The organism is Streptacidiphilus carbonis, assembly GCF_000787775.1.
In the GTDB taxonomy this organism is placed as follows: domain Bacteria; phylum Actinomycetota; class Actinomycetes; order Streptomycetales; family Streptomycetaceae; genus Streptacidiphilus; species Streptacidiphilus carbonis.
Genome location: NZ_BBPM01000001.1, coordinates 112,034 through 129,308 on the forward strand (window position 1 = coordinate 112,034; position 17,275 = coordinate 129,308).

Below are 17,275 nucleotides of genomic sequence, written 5' to 3' on the forward strand. Positions count from 1 at the left end.
GCGGTGGGGCTATCCGCCGAAGGCGAGCGCGAACAGGTGCACCGTTCCCGAGGCGCCGGTCACCGGCAGGGTCACGGACGCCACCGCCTTCGTGCTGTCCAGCGGCACCTTCACCGAGAAGACGTAGGCCTGCACGGTGTCCTTCGAGCCGTCCGCGGTGTTGCGGTAGGCGGTGGTCACCGCGGTGGTGTCGCCTGCCACCGGCTTCTTGGAGGCGCCGTTGAGGGTCCAGTCCGAGAACGTCACCGTCGCCGTCGCGGTGGTGCCGTCGGTGTAGGTGACGGTCAGTCGGCCGGGGACGCCGGTCCCGTCGAGGGGTGCGTCGGTCGCGGCGCCGAGGAGGCCGAGGTAGGCGCCGGTGGTGCCGGCGGGTTGCGGGATGGTCTGGCCCGCGACTTCCAGGTTGTCCGGGCGGCCGGCGGCGACGGTCGGCCAGGTGTAGGACATGCCGTCCGCACTGACCTTGGTGTCGCTGCTCACCCCGACCGTGGCCAGGGCGCTCTGCGAGTAGGCCCATCCCTCGTCGTCGAAGCCGCCGGAGAAGTGGGTGCCGTCGGGGTAGACGCCCTCGTTGGACTCGTAGGGCCACAGCTCGCCCGGTCGGGCCACCGACACCCGCAGCGTGGCTGCGGCGAGTGCGGCACCGCTGCCGTGGTCGGTGATCGCGAACGTCACCGGGTACGCGCCTTCGGCGCTGCCGGCCGTCACCGGTATCGCCGCTTCGGCGCTGCCCGACGCGGGCACGGTCAACGAACCCGAGTCGGTGCCGAGAGTCACGCCCGAGGGGGCGGTGGCGGCCCAGTCGGCGGTGACCGGTCGGGTGCTCAGATTGGTCAGCCGCAGAGTGCCGTCGGCCGAGCCGCCCGGCGCCACGATCAGCCCGTCACTGCTCGGTCCCGTGGCCGCGAGCGTCCGGCCGCCGCCGGTGGTGTCGGACGGCGGGACCGCGGCGGCCGACGCGGCCCAGGCGGTGTTCGGCACGGTGTTGAGGCTGTAGTCGAGCGTGCCGGCCCTCTCGAACTGACCGAACGTCAGCCATGAGCTGTTCCACTCCTTGCCCTTCACGTCCAGGGCCTGGACGTAGGGGGCGCCCGGTGCCGCCTGCGGCGCGCTGATCGCGGCCTGCTTGCCGTTGCCGAACGTCACGTTCGCGACCGGGAAGGCCGGGCTGCCCAGCACCAGCGTGTCGGTGCCCGGCGTCTCCGGGTACATCCCGAGCGAGGACCAGACGTACCAGGAGCTCATCGCACCCAGGTCGTCGTTGCCGAACGAGCCGACCGGCGCGTTGAAGTAGAGCTTCTGCTGGGCCTGGCGCACGGCGGCCTGGGCCTTCCAGGGCTGCCCGAGGTAGTCGTACTCCCAGGGGATCTCCAGGCTCGGCTCGTTGCTGAGGTCGGCGTTGGTCCCACCGGGGTCGGTGATGTCGCTCAGCAGGCTGTCCAGGTACGACGAGTACGCCGCCGCCCCGCCACGGGCGGTGATCAGCTGCTGGAGGTCGAACGGCACCATGGGCGTGTACTGCGCGGAGGTGCCCTCGACGAAGCCGTTGGACGTGCCGGGGGTGAAGCTCCCGGCGAACTGGCCGTCCAGGTCCTTGCCCTGGATGTAGCCGGTCTGCGGGTTGAAGACGTTCATCCAGTCCTGGGCGCGGGTGGCGAACTTCTGGTAGTCCGCCGTGTTGCCCAGCGCCTTCGCGAAGGAGGCCAGGGCGTAGTCCGCACTGTCGTACTCGAGCTGGGTGGAGACCGGGCCGTAGAAGTTGCAGCAGCCGTAGTCCGTCTCGTCCAGCGGCAGATACCCCTTGGCATCGCGGACCGACTCGCCGGGACGGTCCTGGTTGGGCGCGGTGGCCTCGTGCACCATGGCGTCCAGGGCGTGCGCGGCGTCGAAGTTGCGTACCCCGAACGCGTAGGCGTCGGCGATGATCGAGGCGCCCGGGTCGCCGACCATCACATAGCTCTCGCCGTTGTTCGAGGCCCACTTGGGCAGCAGACCGGTCTGGTCGTAGCCGTTGAGCATCGAGGTGACGATGTCGCCGGTCACCTTCGGCTCGATCATGGCGATCAGCTGGGTCTGCGAGCGGTAGGTGTCCCAGCCAGAGTAGTTGGCGTACTGCGCCTTCTGGCCCTTGCTGAGCTTGTGGACCTGGTCGTCCATGCCCATGTACTGGCCGTTGTCGTCGGAGAGCACATTGGGGTGCAGCAGCGAGTGGTAGAGGGCGGTGTAGAACTGCACCTGCTGGTCGTTGCTGCCGCCGCCGACCTGCACCCGGTTCAGGACGGTATTCCAGGCGTCGTGGTTGGCCTGCCGCACGGCGTCGAAGTCCCAGCCCTTGACCTCGGTGGAGCGGTTGGCGGCGGCGTTGTCGTCGCTGGTGTAGGAGATGCCGACGGCCGCGGTCACCGTGGTCGACGCGGAGGTGTCGAAGGTGAGGTACATGCCGTTGGCGCCGGTGACGGGGGCCGAGGAGGCCGTCCTGGCGCCGCCGGTCGGGTGGATCTTCGGCGAGGGGGTGGCCGGGAGGGTGAAGTGCTGCTGCTTGCGTGGAGTGCTCTGCGGCGCGGCCGGCGGCTGCTGCGCTCGGCCGAGGCTGAGCGACTTCGCGTCCGGGTTGATGGTGCTGCCGACCCAGGTGCCGCTCTGGGTGAACGGCTGGTTGAACTTGATGTCGAAGTGCAGCGTGTAGCGGTTGTCGGCGCCGCAGAAGTGGCCGCTGTCGACGGCGCCGCTCACCTCGGTGTCGCTGACCACCTTCGCCCGGGTGCCGTCCACCTGCGTGGCGCCGCCGCTGAGCTTGAGCAGCAGATCGGCCTGCGCGCCGGCGGGGAAGGTGAACCTGCCCAGGCCGGCCCTGGTGGTGTCGGTCAGCTCGGTCCTGACGCCCGAGGCGTCGGTCAGGCCGTAGTAGCCGATCCCGGTCTGCTCGTCGGCATGGCTGAACGTGGATGTGGTGTTGGAGAGATTGCCCGTCAGCGCCCCGGTGAGCGGCAGGATCGGGATGTCGCCCGCGACGGGGCAGCCGGGACCCGAGACATGGGTGAGGCTGTAGCCGGAGATCTTGGTGTTCTTGTACTCGTAGCCGCCGCCGTCGGTGCGGGAGGGCGTGGTGTCCGGGCCCCACTGGATCATGCCGTTGGGCATGTCCGGACCGGGGAAGGTGTCCACCGCGCCCGAGGTGCCGATCAGGGGGTTGACCAGGGCTGCGGGGTCCGTGACGAGTTGCGGGCCGGACGCGGCCACCGCACTGCCGAGGGTCTGGAACGGCACGACCGCGATGGCCACCAGGGCCACCACGGTCAGGCGTTGACGGAGTCTGCTGCTGATACGGGACCCGTCCGGGCACCGCCGTGTGGCCATCGGTCGCCTCCGCGTTCTGTGCCTTGCGCTTGGGTGTGCCAGGGGCCTGACAACGTTGCCAACCAGCACGAGGCATGAGTAGAACGCTGATGCTGAGGACATGTCAATGGGGCCCGTGCGTCACCTGCCACCCTCGGCGGCTCCTGGTGCTGGAGGTGACGATCAATCATCCGGCCTGAACGAGCGGAATGGTGGAACTCGCACACGTTTCGCCGGGTCGTTCGACAGTTCCGTTCAAGAGTTTTGTCTGAGGAATCAGATGCGGCTCTTGAGGCGTTTTCGGAGTCGGGATCAGCGGTATTCTCCAGCACCGTCGACCGGCATTCGGCCGTGGGGCACAGTCATGGTCGGGAGGCCGCTCAAACCGCCGACCGCACTGGCTGTGCCCCTCGCGGTCGGCCGCCCAGCGACGGTGGCCACCCGTCCGGAATCCGCCGGAATTCCGGAGCCTTTGCAGTCGTCCGTTCGATGGCTGCAGCAGAAGTTCTAGCACATACCTTCGGCGTGGCACCCCCACTTCGGGATATCGGATGCGGAGAGAAGCGAGTAGCGGCGACGGCGGTCCGGCCGCCGCCGGGTGCGCGCCGCGCCGACCGCTGCCCGGAGTGGCGGGGCGGGTCGGCGGGCGCCGTCACCGGGCGCGGTAGCGGATCTCCAGCATCACGCACCCGGTGCCGGTGCGGTACGGGCCGTGCGGCATGCCCGGCGGTCGGCAGGCGTAGTGGCCGGCGGTGAAGGTGGTGCCGAGGGTGAGGTCCTCCAGTTCGCCCTCCAGGAGCAGGACTTCCTCGACGTACTCGTGGCGGATCACGCCCGCAGGGGAGGTGTCCAGGCCGGCGGCCCAGCGTGCCAGGCGGGTGAGTTCGGTGCCGTCACCGGTCGGCGCCGAGCTGAGCACGCGCTCCGAGATGCCGGGTGCTCCTGCCACGTCCGTCCAGGGCAGGCCGTCGACGGCCAGGAACTCCTGGGCACGCTTCATGTCCACCGGTCCTTCCTCTGAAGGTGCTCGGGCCTCAGGTGTTCGGGCCTCTCCAGGTGCTCGGGTTCAGCCGGGGCGGTGTGCGAGGACGCCGAACATGGTCACGGACATGTGCAGGGAGCCCTGCTCGGCCGCTGCGGAGAGGTCGCGGTACAGCCCGTCCCGCTGTTCCGCGGTGATCAGCGCGGCCTGCACCGCTGACTCCGTGATTCCGCGGATGAGCGGCCAGTTGACCTCGCGGTGGTTCTGCACCAGTGCCTGCGAGCCGATGTCGTCGACCACCAGTCCGGCCGCGGCCAGATCCCCCATCAGTTTCCGTCCCGCGTAGGGGTTGGCCGCCGCCCGCAGCGCCAGGCCGACCAGCGCTGTGACCACCTCGGGATCGCCGGGGTACAGGATGGTGGTCGCCCAGTCGGTGTCGAGCAGGGCGACCCGTCCGCCCGGCCGCAGCACCCGGGCGATCTCGGCAGCGGCTCCCGCCGGCTCGTCGAGGTGCTGGAACACCCGCTCGCACCAGACCACGTCGATCTCGGCGTCGCTCACCGGCAGCGCCAGCGCGTCGCCCTCCAGGAAGCGGGCCGCGCTGCCGGCCTGGGCGGCACGCTGCTCGGCGACGGCCCGGAGCCCAGGGTTCGGCTCGACCCCCACCGCGCTGCCGCCGGGTGCCACCACCGCGGCCAGCGCCTGGGTCTCCGAGCCGGTGCCCGCGCCGATGTCCAGCACCCGCTCGCCGGGAGCCGCGGCGAGGCCCAGGTGCGCCCATGCGCGCAGCCGCCGGACGCCCGCGCTGGCCGCCTGTGCGTCCAGTGCGGCGACGAGAGCCTCCGTGCGGTCGCTGGACATGTTGCCGGTGTGGAAGGCCGAGGTCGCCCGTGTGTCGCCCATGCCGCCAACCCTAGGCCGTGTCCTGCCGGGAACGGCGCTGATTGTCCGCCACGAGTGCTCCGGGTCAGCGTTCCAGCAGGCGCCGGACGGTTTCGGTGACCTCGCGGGCCCGGCGGACCGACGGCGGCGGCAGCCGCGGCCGAATACCGCGCCGCCGACCAGGAACACGGCCGCGCGGGTGCGCAGCAGCTCTGAGCTGGGCGCGGTGTCGGCGGGTCCGAACGGCTCAGCGGGGGCGGCGGGCGAAGCGGCCTGGGCTGGTGCCCACGATGCGGCGGAAGTGGCGGGTCAGGTGGGACTGGTCGTAGAAGCCGGCGTCGACGGCGACCGTGCGGGCCGGGACGCCGTCCAGGAGCAGACCGCGGGCCCGATCCACCCGACGGGAGGTCAGGTACTGGTGCGGGGGCATGTCGAACTCGCTGGTGAAGGCGCGGACCAGGTGGGCGGGGTTGGCGTGGAGCTGCTCCGCCGCCTGCTCCAGGGTCAGGCCCTCGACGACGCGCGCGTCGATCAGGTCCCGCAGCCGGTGGGCGACGGTGCGGTCGCGGGGTGGCTGCGGCGCGGAACCGGTGCGGCGCAGCAGATGCCCGCGCAGCCGTCCGCAGATCAGCGCCAGCCGGCTCTCCGCCTCCAGTTCGTCCCCGGGCAGCTGCAGGGCGTGGTGGAGCTGGTGCACCCGTCGGCGCAGCAGCGGGTCGTCGACCGCCGGGGTGTCGACGGCGGCGCCGATCAGGTCGGTGCCGAGGCACTCCGGTTCGAGATAGAGCACCCGCTTGCGGAAGCCCAGCGCGGTCGCGGCCCGGCCGTTGTGCGGGACCTGCGGCGGCAGCAGGCTGACCAGGTCGCTGAGCACACCGCGCTCGTGCCGGTCCAGGTCGTAGCGCACCGCGCCGTCGTCGACGATCAGCAGCGTCCAATTGGCGTGGGCGTGCATGGGGTAGGCGTGCTCGACGAAGTGCGCATGGAACACCTCGGAGATCCCGGGGACCTCCGGATGCCATGCGGTGACCTCTTCGGCGGCGACCATGCAAAGAACGTACAAGACCGCCGCTCGGACCGGCGAACACAATCGGTCCATGGACACCACCACCCCTGCCGCCTCCACCCCTGCCGTCCCCGACGACTCCGCCGCCGCCGAGGCTCCTGCGCGGACCGGCTTCGACACCAAGATCGCCGTTCTGCTGCGCGACGACCTGCTGCCGTGGCAGCGCCTCAATGTGACCTCGTTCCTGGTGAGCGGGATCGCGGCGGCCCTGCCCGAGCTCATCGGCGAGCCGTACGCGGACGCCGACGGGACGCCCTACCTGCCGATGTTCCGCCAGCCGGTGCTGGTGTTCGAGGGCTCCAAGGAGATGATCACCCTCGCCCACGGCCGGGTCCTCAGCCGTAATCTGCCGCGGTCCGTCTTCACCTCGGACCTGTTCGCCACCGGCAACGACCAGGACAACCGCGCCGCGGTGCGGGCCGTGCCGCGCGACCAGCTGGACATCGTCGGACTGGCGCTGCACGGCCCCCGCAACGCGGTGGACCGGGTCGTCAAGGGAGCCAGGATGCATCCCTGAGACCAGCCGTCCCCGAATCCAGCGGTCGTTGGCGTCGGTCCACGAACTCCATGGCCGGGTACCGGGGCGACGGTCCGTCCAGGAGTCGTCCGCTGCGGCCCCGGAGCCAGTGGTCGAAGTAGGCGGAGACGTAGGCCTCGTCGGTGCGGATCGCGGTGGCCGGGTCGATGGTGCCGATGTCGTCGGTACGGGTGGCCACGGGCAGGTGGAGCTGCGGGACGAGGGCTTCCGCGTCGGTGAACGACGCGTGCTCCGAACCGCGCAGCGTGAGCTGGCGGGTCCAGCCGGGAGTGTGGGCCCGGAACGCGTCCCAGCCGGGGCCGGTGTCGGTGCTGCCGTCCTTGCCCAGCAGCAGGAGCGGCCCGGCGAGCCCGTGCTCTGCCACCGGCATGAGGGCGCCGTTGTAGTCGGTGAGATTGCCGTCCATGTCGATGCCCGCGCTGATCCGCGGGTCGGCGTCCATGGCCAGGGCGGCGGCTGTGCCGCCCATCGAGTGGCCGAACATGCCCACCTCGGACAGGTCGAGTGCTCCGGGGAGACCGCTCGGCAGCCGGCGGCCGTCCGCGTCGGGGTTCTGGCCGGCGTTCAGCCGGGTCAGCTGGTCCAGTACGAACCCGGTGTCGGTGACCCGGACGGCCAGGGCCTTGTCGATGAACGTCTCGGGGTCGGCCGGCATGGAGAGGGTGGCCAGCGAACCGTCCGGGAACTGGACTTCGGGGGACTCGTAGGTGTTGTCGACGGTGACCACCACATAGCCGCGGCTTGCCAGGTCCGTCACCAGTGTGGTGCCCCAGGTCCGGGGTTCGCCGAGGCCGGGGGAGTAGATCAGCACCGGCCGCTGCCGGTTCCGGTCGGCGACCGGGGCGCCCTGCACCGCGTGGGTGAGCGTGGACGCCCAGTCGAACTGACCGGTCGGCACGCCCATCTGCAGGTAGCCGTTGGCGGTCACCGAGTCGAAGTGCGCCGCCGCGCGGGGCAGCATGTACGGCGCCGGGGAGCCGCCGGCGGTGTGCGTCGCCGGGTAGTACACGCTGACCATCAGCTCGCGGTGGTCCTGGTCGGTCTGCCAGGGGTCGGGCCGGGAGCTGTCGACCAGGTGCAGGTCAACTTCGCCGACCTGCTGGCGGCCGGACGGGACGGGCAGGCTGAGCCGGGTCGGGTGGCCGGGGTGGCCGTTCGACGCGGGGGCGGTGACCGCCTCGGAAGGGGAGACCGCGGGGGAGACGGCGGTCAGGGTGGCGAACGCGATGGCCACGCCCGCGCAGGCGGCTGCGGCCCGCAGGCCGCGGTGTCGGTCGGTGCGCTGCTTCGTCGACTGATCTCTCGTCATATCGTTCAGGGTGCGGGACCGTGAGCCGCCCGCACCATCGGGAAGATCCCCGGCGTTTCGACCAGGGATCTCCCTAGGGGACGACCTGTCCGGTCCGCGTCAGGTACTAGTCTGAACGGTACGGCGGGAACCGGCCACGGGAGGATGCATGGGCGACTTCGACCTGTCGCTGCGTGAGGACGCCGACCGCTTCCACGCCGCGCGGGCCTCGGGCGGACTGCAACTACGCCTGGTGGAACAGGCTTTCGGCGAGGAGTACCCGGCGCAGGTGGAGCCTTCCAGCTCCTGCACCTGGTCGGTGCTGGCGGAGATGGTCCGGCGGCTGCGGTTGGCTCCGGGCGAGCTGCTGGTCGATCTCGGATGCGGCCGGGGCGGCACCGGGCTGTGGCTCGCCCGCGCACTGGCCACGCGGTTGATCGGGGTGGACCTGTCCCCCGTGGGGGTGAAGCTCGCGGCCGCCCGTGCGACGGACTTCCTGCCTGAGGGCCGGGCCCGGTTCCAGGTGGGCACCTTCGAGAGCACCGGCCTGCCGGACGCCTGCGCGGACGGCGTGGTCAGCATGGACGCCCTGCCCTTCGCCCCGGACCGGGAGGCGGCGCTGCGCGAGCTGGCCCGGATCCTGCGCCCCGGCGCGCGAGCGGTGTTCACCGTCGGCGAGAGGCTGCCCGGCCATCCCCGTTACGACCCGGCCGAACCGGGCTGGGCGGAACGGGCCGCCCGGGCCGGCCTCCTGGTCGAGGCCGAGCTGGAACGGCCCGAGGAAGCCGCGCTCTGGCTCAGGCTCTACGAGCTGTGGGAGCAGCACGAGGCCGAGCTGCGCGTCGAGATCGGCGACGAGGCCACCGAGCAGGTGCTCATCGAGGCGCGCCAGGCCAGGCCGGTCATGCGGCACCACCGCTCCCTGCTGCTCACCGTGCGCGCGTCCGCGCCCGCTCGCGGGCCCGCGTCCGTACAGGCACCGTGACCGGAGCGGATACCAGGCGCGGACACCGCAGCCTCAGGCTGCCGAGGTGAGCGCCTCGCGGCGCGGGGCGATGAGCCTGCGGGCCTGCTCCACCGCACGAGCGGGCTCGCGGATGCCGGTGGACACGCAGATGGTGTAGTGGAGGTCCTCACGGCGGCGCTCGGTCTCCGGGCCGGCCTGAGCGTTGTCCAGGGCTTCGAGTTCGGTGACGAGGCGACGCAGCTCGGTGGGATTGATCAGGGGCATGGAATGCTCCGTCAGGTCGTTGCTGGCACGGTGGAAACCGCTGCAGGCCGACACTGGCACACAGCACGGGAGCCGCCCACACGTCTCGACGCACGAACGGCTGACCCGGCATCACCTCGCGGGAGCGCGAGGTGGACTGTTCACTCAATGATAAGCGGGCCGAGCCCACTGAACTGCCGTCAGCACGCGAGACCTTCACCACAGGCGGGGCTCGGCCGCTGTCCGTCCCATGGCTGCGGACCGACGGGAACCCGGTAGGGGCGCCGGGGGTCAGAACATGGTGTTGTCGTTCTTGGAGGTGGGTGGGACGACCTGGAGGACGTCCCAGTGTTCGACGATCCTGCCGTTCTCGTCGAAACGGAAGATGTCGATGTCTGCGTACTCCTCGGCGGGCCAGGTCTGGCGGCAGTGCAGGACGACGTGGTCGCCCTCGGCGAAGGCGCGTTCGAAGGCGACGTGCTTGCCCGGGTACTCGGCGGCCATCTGCTCGAAGTAGGCGATGAACGCCTGCTTGCCGTCGCCGACCTCGGGGTTGTGCTGGATGTAGGTGTCGCCGGCGTAGCGGTCGATGGCCTCGGCCGGGCGGCACCGGTTGAACATCAGGTCGTAGAACGCCTTGGCCGTGGCCTTGTTCTGCTGGGGGTCGCTCATGGGATCACGGTAACGGCGCGCGTCAGGCGTTGTGCGCGGTGGCGGGCCGGCCTTTCGGGGCGCGTGTCGCCAGCCAGACGCAGGAGTCCGGGGCCAGGGGGACCTCGTGGGGCCCGGCGAAGCCGAGCGGCTGCAGCGGGGCCAGTCGGTCGGCGGAGCGGGTGATCGCGACGGCGGTGACGCCGTCCTCGTCCACCGTGTGCAGGCCCGGGGTGAGCAGCCGGGTGGCCAGGCCGAGGTCCCAGGTCCCGGCGTCGTCAGGCGCGAAGACCAGGACGCACTTCCAGTGCGGCTCGTCGGGGTAGGCCGCCTGAAGGGCCTCCGGCGGCTCGGGAAGCTCGGGGGAGTCGGTGGCGAGTTCCCGGGAGAGCAGGCTGCCGAGGCGGGAGTGGGCGGCTTCGGTACCGTCGTCCGGCGGCAGCCAGACTCCGGCCGCAAGGAACGTGCCGTCGGGCCGCTCGACCACCCAGACCTGGCCGTCCTCCAGCGCGTGGTGCGCCATCATCAGCCGCATGGCGCTCTGAGCCTGCTCCCAGTCCACACCGGGCCCGTCCTGGCCCCTGCCCTCGCCCGCCACCTCGACCGGCGGCAGCCGGAGCGCCGCCGCAGTCGGGGCGAAGAGCCGCACCACCGCCGGTACGTCCACCAGGTTCGCCCTGCGTACGGCGGTACCGACCAGCGGCTCAGGCCTCGTCATCCTTGGATTCCCTCTCGACAGCGGGCAGTCGTGCAGCCGGGACGGACGACCAGGTCGACACGGCCCGGCTTTCACCCTAGACGAGTGCGTCCACAGTGATCCGTGTCACTGAGCCAGGCCCGGCTCGGACCGGGTGTCAGCCGCGACGCGGCCTGTTTACCTGTGAGGGAATTGGTTCGGTGCGCGGTCGGGTGAATGGTTGGGGTCATGAACACCTACACGATCCATACTGCGGAAACCGCACCCGAATCCGCGCGGCAGTCCGTCGCCGGCCTGTCCGCCGCGTTCGGGTTCGTGCCGAACGCCGTTGGCGCCATGGCGAACTCCCCGGCGCTGGTGAACGCGTTCTTCGCCGCGTTCGGCCAATTCCGTGGGCTCGGCACCTTCAGTGCCGGCGAGCGGCAGGTGCTGCTGCTCTCCAATGCGGTGGCGAACGACTGCCCGTGGGCGGTGGCGTTCCACTCGACGCTCGCCCTGGAGGACGGGATCCCGCAGGAGGAGGTCGACGCGATCCGCCGACGCGAACTGCCCGAGGACCCCGGGCTGTCCGCGCTGTCCGCGCTCACCCGAACGCTCATCGACAAGCGGGGACGGCTCGACGAGGCCGACGCGAAAGCCTTCACCGCGGCCGGCTTCGAGGACGACCAGATCCTGGAGGTGATCACCGGCGTGGCGATCTCGGCGATGGCCAACTACACCGCCCATGTCACCCGGCCGCCGCTGGAAGCGCCCTTCCAGGCGCAGGCCTGGGACGGGAACGGGAGCGGGAGCGCGAAGGGGAGCGGGAGCGGGAACGGGAACGCGGTCGGGGCATACTGAGCGCCATGTCCGACTTCGGTCCGCTGCTGCGCCACTGGCGCCACGCCCGGCGGCTGAGCCAGCTCTCGCTGGCCGGGCGGGCCGACGCGTCGATCCGGCACATGTCCTTCCTGGAGACCGGACGGGCGAACCCGAGCCGGACCATGGTGCTCAGGCTCGCCGAGGTGCTCGACGTCCCGCTGCGCGAACGCAATGCGATGCTGCTGGCGGCCGGCTTCGCGCCGGTGTACAAGGAGTCCTCACTCGACGCGCCCGAGCTGGCCGTCGTGCGCGACGCGCTCGAAGCGATCCTCGTGCAGCAGGAGCCCTATCCGGCACTGGTGATGGACCGGGACTGGAACATCCGCCACGGCAACGCCGCCGCCGCCCGGTTCGCCGCCTTCCTGCAGGCCGGACGCACCGCCGCGCCACCCGGACCGGCCAATGTGCTGCGCCGGATGTTCCACCCCGACGGCCTGCGCCGCCATGTCACCAACTGGCCGGAGGTCGCCGAGGCCCTGGTCCGACGCGCGCGCCGGGAGGCGATCGGCGGCGTCGCGGACGAAAGGGCCGCGCGGATCCTGGACGAGGTGCTGGCCTACCCCGGCGTTCCCGCCTCGCTCGCCTCGGCGGACACCGGCACCACGCCGTTGCTCCCGATCGTGCCGGTCCGGTACGCCCGCGACGACCGACGCTTCGACTACTTCTCCACCGTGACGACGCTCGGCACACCGCAGGACGTCACCCTCCAGGAATTGCGCATCGAGTGCTTCTTCCCGGCGGACGAGGCCACCCGGGCGCAGGCGCTGTGGCTGGCGGCCGGGGATGCCGCCGCCGCCTGATTCGCCGCCGCGGATGCCGGATGATGGGAGTCGGCGGGGCAGCGGCGGATGTGAGGGTAGGGCAGCGCAGTGACGGACAGCGAGACCCAGGGTTCGGAGCGGGTTGTAGTGGAGCCCTCGCCGGTTGAGGCGGGGGTGGAAGCGGGGGCCGGGGCCAGGACCGAGGCCGGGACCGGGGGCGGCCGGCGCGGGCGTCGGCGGCTGGGCACCGTCGTGGTGTTCGCGGTGCTGGTGCTGCTGTTCGTGCTGCCCTGGTGGACGCTGTTCTCCGGCGGCACCGACTGGCCGCTCCCGGTGGTCGTGGTCGGCACGGTCGTCTTCGCCGCCGCCCTGATCGCCTTTCCGGTGCTGATGGGCCGGGGCCACGGGGCCAGGCGGCTGGACGGGGCCGCGCGGGTTGCGGACACCACGCTCGGGGTGGTCTGGGTGCTGTTCGCCTGGTCGGTGCTGAGCCTGCTGCTGCGGCTGGTCCTTTTCCTGCTCGGGGTGGGCGACCCGGACCGGTCCAGGATCGTGGCGGTCGCCGTCGCGGTGGTCGCGGCCGTGCTGCTGGCGTGGGGGTACGGCGAGGCCATGCGGGTGCCCAGGGTGGCCCGGTTGGACATCACCCTGCCGCGGCTCGGCCCCGGCCTGGACGGCACCCGGGTCGTTGTGCTGGCCGACACCCACTACGGCCCGATCGACCGCGCGGGTTGGTCGGCACGGGTCGGCGAGGCGGTGAACCAGCTGGACGCCGACGTCGTCGTCCACGCGGGCGACATCGCCGACGGCACCGTGGAACAGCGTCGGACACAGGCATCGCCGCTCGGGACGATGCGGTCGCGGCTGGCCAAGGTGTACGTCACCGGGAACCACGAGTACTTCGGCGAGGCCCAGGGCTGGCTCGACCACATGGCCGAGCTGGGCTGGGAGCCGCTGCACAACCGCCATGTGGTGGTCGAGCGGGGCGGCGACCGCCTCGTCCTCGCGGGTGTGGACGACGTGACCGCGGCCTCCTCCGGGTTGGCCGGACACTGGGCCAACCTGGACGGCGCGCTGGCCGGCGCGGATCTGGAACTGCCGGTGCTGCTCGTCGCCCACCAGCCCAAGTACGTCGGCCAGGCCGCGAACGCCGGAATCGACCTGCAGGTCTCCGGGCACACCCACGGCGGCCAGATCTGGCCGTTCAACTTCCTGGTCCGGATCGACCAGCCGGTGGTCCACGGCCTGAGTCGGCACGGCGAGCGGACCCAGCTCTACACCAGCCGCGGCACCGGCTTCTGGGGACCGCCTTTCCGGGTCTTCGCGCCGAGCGAGATCACGCTGATCACTCTGCGGTCGGGTCGGTCGGACCAGTCGGAACGGTCGGGCCGGTCGGGTCAGTCGGATGGGTCGGGCGGGCCGGGTTAGCGGTCAGGGCGTCGACCGCCTTGCGCAGGCGTGCCGACCGGGTCTCCGGGGTCCGTGCCTGGAGCAGCGGAAGGATCAGCTGGTAGCGGGCTGTCCCGTCGAGCGCCTTGAAGGCACGGTCGGCTGCCGGGTCGGCCGCGAGCGCCGCGGCCAGGTCGTCCGGGACCTCGGCCGCCCGCTGCGACGCGTAGGCAGCCTCCCAGCGGCCGTCGGCCCGGGCACGGCGTACCTCGGCCAGTCCGGTCTCGCGCATCCGGCCCGCCTCGACGAGTGCGGCGACCTTGTCCACATTGACCTGGGACCACAGGCTCCTGGGACGCCGCGGCAGATACCGCTGCAGGTAGTGGTCGGCATCCAGGCTGCGCCGCTGACCGGAGATCCAGCCGTGGCACAGGCCGACATCGACCAGCTCGTCGGCGGTGATCGACGGGATCCCGGAGGCCTTCTTGGCCACCTTGACCCAGACACCCTCCTGCCGGGTCCAGTTCCGGGTCAGCCAGTCGTCGAACGCGTCCGCGTCCGCGAAGGCGAGGACCTGCACGCCGTCGATCGGGTCGGTCGCCCCGTCCTTCGCACCCTCTGCGTCCTTCGCGCCCATGCCGCCGATGCTAGGTCCTGTCCGGAGTCCTGGCGCGGCGCTACCCGATGAAGTGCTCGACCGCCGCGGTGAAGTCGGGCGCGTCCTGGAACAGGAAGGCGTGGCCCGCGTCCGGGTACAGCAGGGCCTGGGCGTGGGCGTGGGCGTGGCGCAGGCTGTGGGCCAGGACCGTCGCGTTGGGCGCGGGGTCGAGCGCGTCCGACGCACCGTCAGCGACCAGCGCCGGTACGTGGATCCGCCCCGGGTGCCCGGCCCGCCGGGTCCGCTCCGGTCATCCACTGCTGGATCGCGGACTCCTCGGCGGTCCTGACGGCGACCGGGGCCTGGTAGTAGCCGGGGTACCGGGTGATCGCCAGCCCGTAGGCGCGGGCGGCGGCGAGCTGGTCGGCGGGGAAGAGGACGGAGAGCACCTCGGCCGGGTTCCCGCTGTCCACCGCCGCGGCCGCGGCGGGCGACTGCGGGGTGGCCTGCGGGCCGCCGCCCCCGGGCCCGGTGACGGTGGCGGTCGGTGCGGCTCCGCACAGCGCCGCGACCATCGCCGCGGCTGCCACCGCGCCCGCGGCGGCCGTACGGATCCGTCGACTCGTCCTGCTGCTCCGCACGGTTCCCCGCTTCCCCGTTGGTCCTTCGAGCGCATACCCCCGAGGCGGTCTAAGTCGCGGTCCCCTCGCCCGACCGGTTTTCGATGAGAGGGGAACGTCCTTGTGGTGACCGGGACCTGCCCGAGGCCGCAGACCTCCCGACACTGAGCCAGCCGAGCAGCAGGAGCTGGTAGGGGAGTTCGCCCACGGCCCGGAACTGGCTGTCGTCGAAGTTCAGCACCTGGACGATGAGCAGGTCGATCAGCACGGCGGCCCGCCACAGCCGGCGCGCCTGCGGAGAGCCGGCGAACCGGAGCCGAAGGCCGGCCAGCACCAGCAGCGCCGTGACGACCCGCACGGCGGCCTCGGTGGGGATCACCGTCCCGCCGTTGCCGATCTGCGTCAGGAAGACGATGGCCACCACGACATGACTGACCGTCATGGTGGAGACGGCTACCGGCTCGGTCCAGCGCCATGCGGTGACCCGGGCCGCCAGCGCGGTGGCGGACTCGCCGAGCCGCTCCGCCCGCCCGGGCGGGCGCGACGGCGCGAGCGCCAGCAGGGCGTGTACGGCAGCGGCCCGCTCGTCGTCGGGACCCGGTCCGACGGGGAGTCCGTCCAGCAGCTCAGCGGCACAGTGCCGTTGACGGTCGGTCAGGCCGCCGTGCAGGGATTCGGCGGCGATCCGGGCGGCCGCGGTGATGCGTGCCTCGGGATCGCCCGGTCCCTGCCGTTGCAGCAGTGCGGCGAGTACCAGCAGCGAGGCGAAGAGGAAGTAGATCAGCGCGGCGGCCGGACGGTAGAAGTAGTCGTTGGTCTGCGTCAGGTATTTGCCGATCTCGTCCGCGAACAGCCCGGCGCCGACGCCGCCGAGGAGCACGGTCCAGGTCCGGGCCCCGGCGCCGCCGCGGGTCAGCGCGACCCCGAGACCGGCCAGCATCAGCAGGCCGCCCCACAGCACATGCGCGATGTGCAGCCCGCCGCCGCCCACCTGCGGATATCCGGTCGCGGCGAGGAACGCCCGGGTGATCAGCACCGTGACGATCCCCGTGATCGCCAGTGCCCGTAGTCGTACCGCTCCGTCGCCCATCCCCACCCGCCCCGTTGATCCGCTGCCCGAAGTCTTGCATCCCGGCCGGCTGCGCGCCGGTCCGCGTCGTCGAGGACGATTCAGACGGACGCCGGCAGATCCGGGCATTCGGACCGCGTTCCCTCGGCCCGGCGCTCCTACCTGCGGTGGAGCCTGGGAAAGACGGTGTTGCGGCGTGCCGGGAGTCGGCTAGCCTACGGCTGCCGATCACGCGTACCGCCGGGTCGGCCGTTGGAGGGGAACACGTGTCAAGCCTTTCGCTGCTGGTGCCTGCTGTGCTCGTGGGCTCCGCCGCCGTCCGCGTCTTCGCGAAGCGCAGCCCGCGCAGTCCGTCCGGACCTGCCGCTGCCGCTGTCGGCGGACCGCGGCCGGTGCCGATCGACCCCAGCTACGGGGATCCGGAGCTCGCCGCGCTCCGCAAGGCGGTGACCGCGGCGGACTGGCCCGCGACCGAGGCGATCCTGCAGCCCTGCCGGGACCGGGGCGACCACGCCCGGCTGACCTGGCTGATCAGCGGGGTCGTGGAGATCGGCGGCGACTTCCTGCTCGGGCTGCCCGACCGGCGACCGGACGATCCGCTGGCCCTGACCGCCGCCGGTGCCCGGCATGTGGCCTGGGCCTGGGAGGCGCGCACCGGCGCCCGTGCCGCCCAGGTGTCCCAGGAGCAGTTCCAGACCTTCCACGAGCGGCTCCGCACCGCTGAGAAGCACCTCTACGCCGCCGTCGAGGCCGACCCGGGGACGGCCACCCCCTGGCACTCGCTCACGAACTCCGCGCGGGGCCTGCAGCACGGCCACGAGGTGACCCGGCGCCGGTTCGAGGCCGGCGTCCGCCGGGCGCCGCACCACTTCGCCCTGCACCTGGCCATGATGCAGCAGTTGTGCGCCAAGTGGAGCGGCTCGCACGAGCAGATGCACGACTTCGCCCGGGAGTCACTCGCCAAGGCCCCGCTCGGCAGCAACCTGGGCGCCCTGGTCCCGTACGCGTACCTGGAGCACTGGCTGGATCTGCCGCAGGGCGAGCGGGCCGGCTTCATCCGTCGGGGCGAGGTCAGGGCCGAACTCAAGGCGGCCGCCGACGCCTCGGTGCTGCACCCGGCGTACGCGCCCACCGAAACGCCCTGCCTCGCGCTGAACACCTTCGCGATGGCGCTCTGGCTGGCCGGCGATCCGGCCACCGCCGCGGAGCTGTTCCGGCGTCTCGGCGACCGTCCGACCAGCCTCCCATGGGGCTACGCCGGGAACGCCGGCAAAGTGTTCGCCAGGGCACGGCAGGAATGCAAGAAGGGGAAATAGGTACCACTCCA

The 17,275-nt window shown here is 71.9% G+C and carries 18 protein-coding genes; 6 read left to right on the forward strand and 12 right to left on the reverse strand.

Features of this window, described 5'->3' with window-relative positions:
• Nucleotides 1–9: 9 nt before the first annotated feature.
• The 4 genes from TR46_RS00535 to TR46_RS00550 all read right to left on the reverse strand — a co-directional run bounded on the left by TR46_RS00535 (nucleotide 10) and on the right by TR46_RS00550 (nucleotide 6,248).
• Nucleotides 10–3,357, reverse strand: coding sequence for a GH92 family glycosyl hydrolase (locus tag TR46_RS00535; protein ID WP_052432468.1), 3,348 nt, complete (start codon nucleotides 3,355–3,357; stop codon nucleotides 10–12).
• Between the two features lie 631 nt (nucleotides 3,358–3,988).
• Complete coding sequence (locus TR46_RS00540) at nucleotides 3,989–4,336, reverse strand: cupin domain-containing protein (RefSeq protein ID WP_042391803.1); 348 nt, start codon at nucleotides 4,334–4,336, stop codon at nucleotides 3,989–3,991.
• A gap of 66 nt (nucleotides 4,337–4,402) precedes the next feature.
• Nucleotides 4,403–5,221 carry a methyltransferase domain-containing protein gene (locus TR46_RS00545; protein ID WP_042391805.1) on the reverse strand — a complete coding sequence of 273 codons (819 nt, stop codon included), beginning with the start codon at nucleotides 5,219–5,221 and terminating at the stop codon, nucleotides 4,403–4,405.
• Nucleotides 5,222–5,447: 226 nt separating this feature from the next.
• Entirely contained in the window at nucleotides 5,448–6,248 is an 801-nt protein-coding gene (locus TR46_RS00550; RefSeq protein ID WP_042391807.1) for a helix-turn-helix transcriptional regulator, read from the reverse strand.
• A gap of 49 nt (nucleotides 6,249–6,297) precedes the next feature.
• Here TR46_RS00550 and TR46_RS00555 point away from each other — a divergent pair, with 49 nt between their 5' ends.
• Nucleotides 6,298–6,783, forward strand: a complete 486-nt coding sequence (locus TR46_RS00555) for a DUF2000 domain-containing protein (RefSeq protein WP_042391808.1) — start codon at nucleotides 6,298–6,300, stop codon at nucleotides 6,781–6,783.
• Here the strand turns inward: TR46_RS00555 and TR46_RS00560 are convergent.
• The gene (locus tag TR46_RS00560) at nucleotides 6,758–8,113 is read right to left on the reverse strand and encodes an alpha/beta hydrolase family protein (protein ID WP_084717672.1); all 1,356 of its coding nucleotides are present in this window, start codon (nucleotides 8,111–8,113) and stop codon (nucleotides 6,758–6,760) included. The two genes, TR46_RS00555 and TR46_RS00560, sit on opposite strands and share 26 nt — an antisense overlap.
• 148 nt (nucleotides 8,114–8,261) lie before the next feature.
• Here TR46_RS00560 and TR46_RS00565 point away from each other — a divergent pair, with 148 nt between their 5' ends.
• Nucleotides 8,262–9,077: a class I SAM-dependent methyltransferase gene (locus TR46_RS00565; RefSeq protein WP_042391811.1), complete on the forward strand. Its 816-nt coding sequence runs from the start codon at nucleotides 8,262–8,264 to the stop codon at nucleotides 9,075–9,077.
• Between the two features lie 33 nt (nucleotides 9,078–9,110).
• Here TR46_RS00565 and TR46_RS00570 read toward each other — a convergent pair whose 3' ends face one another.
• The 3 genes from TR46_RS00570 to TR46_RS00580 form a co-directional block, all read right to left on the reverse strand.
• Nucleotides 9,111–9,323, reverse strand: a complete 213-nt coding sequence (locus TR46_RS00570) for a DUF5133 domain-containing protein (RefSeq protein ID WP_052432469.1) — start codon at nucleotides 9,321–9,323, stop codon at nucleotides 9,111–9,113.
• A 270-nt stretch (nucleotides 9,324–9,593) separates the two neighbouring features.
• On the reverse strand, nucleotides 9,594–9,974 hold the full coding sequence (locus TR46_RS00575) for a nuclear transport factor 2 family protein (protein ID WP_042391813.1): 381 nt from the start codon (nucleotides 9,972–9,974) through the stop codon (nucleotides 9,594–9,596).
• A gap of 22 nt (nucleotides 9,975–9,996) precedes the next feature.
• A complete protein-coding gene (locus TR46_RS00580; protein ID WP_042391817.1) occupies nucleotides 9,997–10,671 on the reverse strand; it encodes a hypothetical protein in 675 nt (224 codons plus the stop codon).
• 207 nt (nucleotides 10,672–10,878) lie between these two features.
• Here TR46_RS00580 and TR46_RS00585 point away from each other — a divergent pair, with 207 nt between their 5' ends.
• The 3 genes from TR46_RS00585 to TR46_RS00595 all read left to right on the forward strand — a co-directional run bounded on the left by TR46_RS00585 (nucleotide 10,879) and on the right by TR46_RS00595 (nucleotide 13,700).
• On the forward strand, nucleotides 10,879–11,490 hold the full coding sequence (locus TR46_RS00585) for a carboxymuconolactone decarboxylase family protein (protein ID WP_042391819.1): 612 nt from the start codon (nucleotides 10,879–10,881) through the stop codon (nucleotides 11,488–11,490).
• A gap of 5 nt (nucleotides 11,491–11,495) precedes the next feature.
• Nucleotides 11,496–12,311 (forward strand): helix-turn-helix domain-containing protein, encoded by an 816-nt coding sequence (locus TR46_RS00590; RefSeq protein ID WP_042391820.1) that lies wholly within the window; start codon nucleotides 11,496–11,498, stop codon nucleotides 12,309–12,311.
• 201 nt (nucleotides 12,312–12,512) lie between these two features.
• Nucleotides 12,513–13,700: a metallophosphoesterase gene (locus TR46_RS00595; RefSeq protein WP_236655164.1), complete on the forward strand. Its 1,188-nt coding sequence runs from the start codon at nucleotides 12,513–12,515 to the stop codon at nucleotides 13,698–13,700.
• Here the strand turns inward: TR46_RS00595 and TR46_RS00600 are convergent.
• The 4 genes from TR46_RS00600 to TR46_RS00610 are packed head-to-tail and all read right to left on the reverse strand — an operon-like array spanning nucleotide 13,618 to nucleotide 15,969.
• The gene (locus TR46_RS00600; protein ID WP_084717674.1) at nucleotides 13,618–14,298 is read right to left on the reverse strand and encodes a YdeI/OmpD-associated family protein; all 681 of its coding nucleotides are present in this window, start codon (nucleotides 14,296–14,298) and stop codon (nucleotides 13,618–13,620) included. The two genes, TR46_RS00595 and TR46_RS00600, sit on opposite strands and share 83 nt — an antisense overlap.
• 40 nt (nucleotides 14,299–14,338) lie before the next feature.
• Nucleotides 14,339–14,533: a dienelactone hydrolase family protein gene (locus tag TR46_RS45270; RefSeq protein ID WP_152626251.1), complete on the reverse strand. Its 195-nt coding sequence runs from the start codon at nucleotides 14,531–14,533 to the stop codon at nucleotides 14,339–14,341.
• Entirely contained in the window at nucleotides 14,508–14,900 is a 393-nt protein-coding gene (locus tag TR46_RS00605; protein WP_152626236.1) for a hypothetical protein, read from the reverse strand. Before TR46_RS00605 ends, TR46_RS45270 begins: the two co-directional genes overlap by 26 nt.
• A gap of 49 nt (nucleotides 14,901–14,949) precedes the next feature.
• Complete coding sequence (locus tag TR46_RS00610; protein ID WP_052432470.1) at nucleotides 14,950–15,969, reverse strand: hypothetical protein; 1,020 nt, start codon at nucleotides 15,967–15,969, stop codon at nucleotides 14,950–14,952.
• A 245-nt stretch (nucleotides 15,970–16,214) separates the two neighbouring features.
• Here TR46_RS00610 and TR46_RS00615 point away from each other — a divergent pair, with 245 nt between their 5' ends.
• Entirely contained in the window at nucleotides 16,215–17,264 is a 1,050-nt protein-coding gene (locus tag TR46_RS00615; RefSeq protein WP_152626237.1) for a hypothetical protein, read from the forward strand.
• The last annotated feature ends 11 nt before the right edge of the window (nucleotides 17,265–17,275 follow it).

Bases quoted from the DNA above. Each gene is read 5' to 3' on its own strand.
- TR46_RS00535 (WP_052432468.1), bottom strand. From the start codon at position 3,357: ATGGCCACACGGCGGTGCCCGGACGGGTCCCGTATCAGCAGCAGACTC.
- TR46_RS00540 (WP_042391803.1), bottom strand. From the start codon at position 4,336: ATGAAGCGTGCCCAGGAGTTCCTGGCCGTCGACGGCCTGCCCTGGACG.
- TR46_RS00545 (WP_042391805.1), bottom strand. From the start codon at position 5,221: ATGGGCGACACACGGGCGACCTCGGCCTTCCACACCGGCAACATGTCC.
- TR46_RS00550 (WP_042391807.1), bottom strand. From the start codon at position 6,248: ATGGTCGCCGCCGAAGAGGTCACCGCATGGCATCCGGAGGTCCCCGGG.
- TR46_RS00555 (WP_042391808.1), top strand. From the start codon at position 6,298: ATGGACACCACCACCCCTGCCGCCTCCACCCCTGCCGTCCCCGACGAC.
- TR46_RS00560 (WP_084717672.1), bottom strand. From the start codon at position 8,113: ATGACGAGAGATCAGTCGACGAAGCAGCGCACCGACCGACACCGCGGC.
- TR46_RS00565 (WP_042391811.1), top strand. From the start codon at position 8,262: ATGGGCGACTTCGACCTGTCGCTGCGTGAGGACGCCGACCGCTTCCAC.
- TR46_RS00570 (WP_052432469.1), bottom strand. From the start codon at position 9,323: ATGCCCCTGATCAATCCCACCGAGCTGCGTCGCCTCGTCACCGAACTC.
- TR46_RS00575 (WP_042391813.1), bottom strand. From the start codon at position 9,974: ATGAGCGACCCCCAGCAGAACAAGGCCACGGCCAAGGCGTTCTACGAC.
- TR46_RS00580 (WP_042391817.1), bottom strand. From the start codon at position 10,671: ATGACGAGGCCTGAGCCGCTGGTCGGTACCGCCGTACGCAGGGCGAAC.
- TR46_RS00585 (WP_042391819.1), top strand. From the start codon at position 10,879: ATGAACACCTACACGATCCATACTGCGGAAACCGCACCCGAATCCGCG.
- TR46_RS00590 (WP_042391820.1), top strand. From the start codon at position 11,496: ATGTCCGACTTCGGTCCGCTGCTGCGCCACTGGCGCCACGCCCGGCGG.
- TR46_RS00600 (WP_084717674.1), bottom strand. From the start codon at position 14,298: ATGGGCGCGAAGGACGCAGAGGGTGCGAAGGACGGGGCGACCGACCCG.
- TR46_RS00610 (WP_052432470.1), bottom strand. From the start codon at position 15,969: ATGGGCGACGGAGCGGTACGACTACGGGCACTGGCGATCACGGGGATC.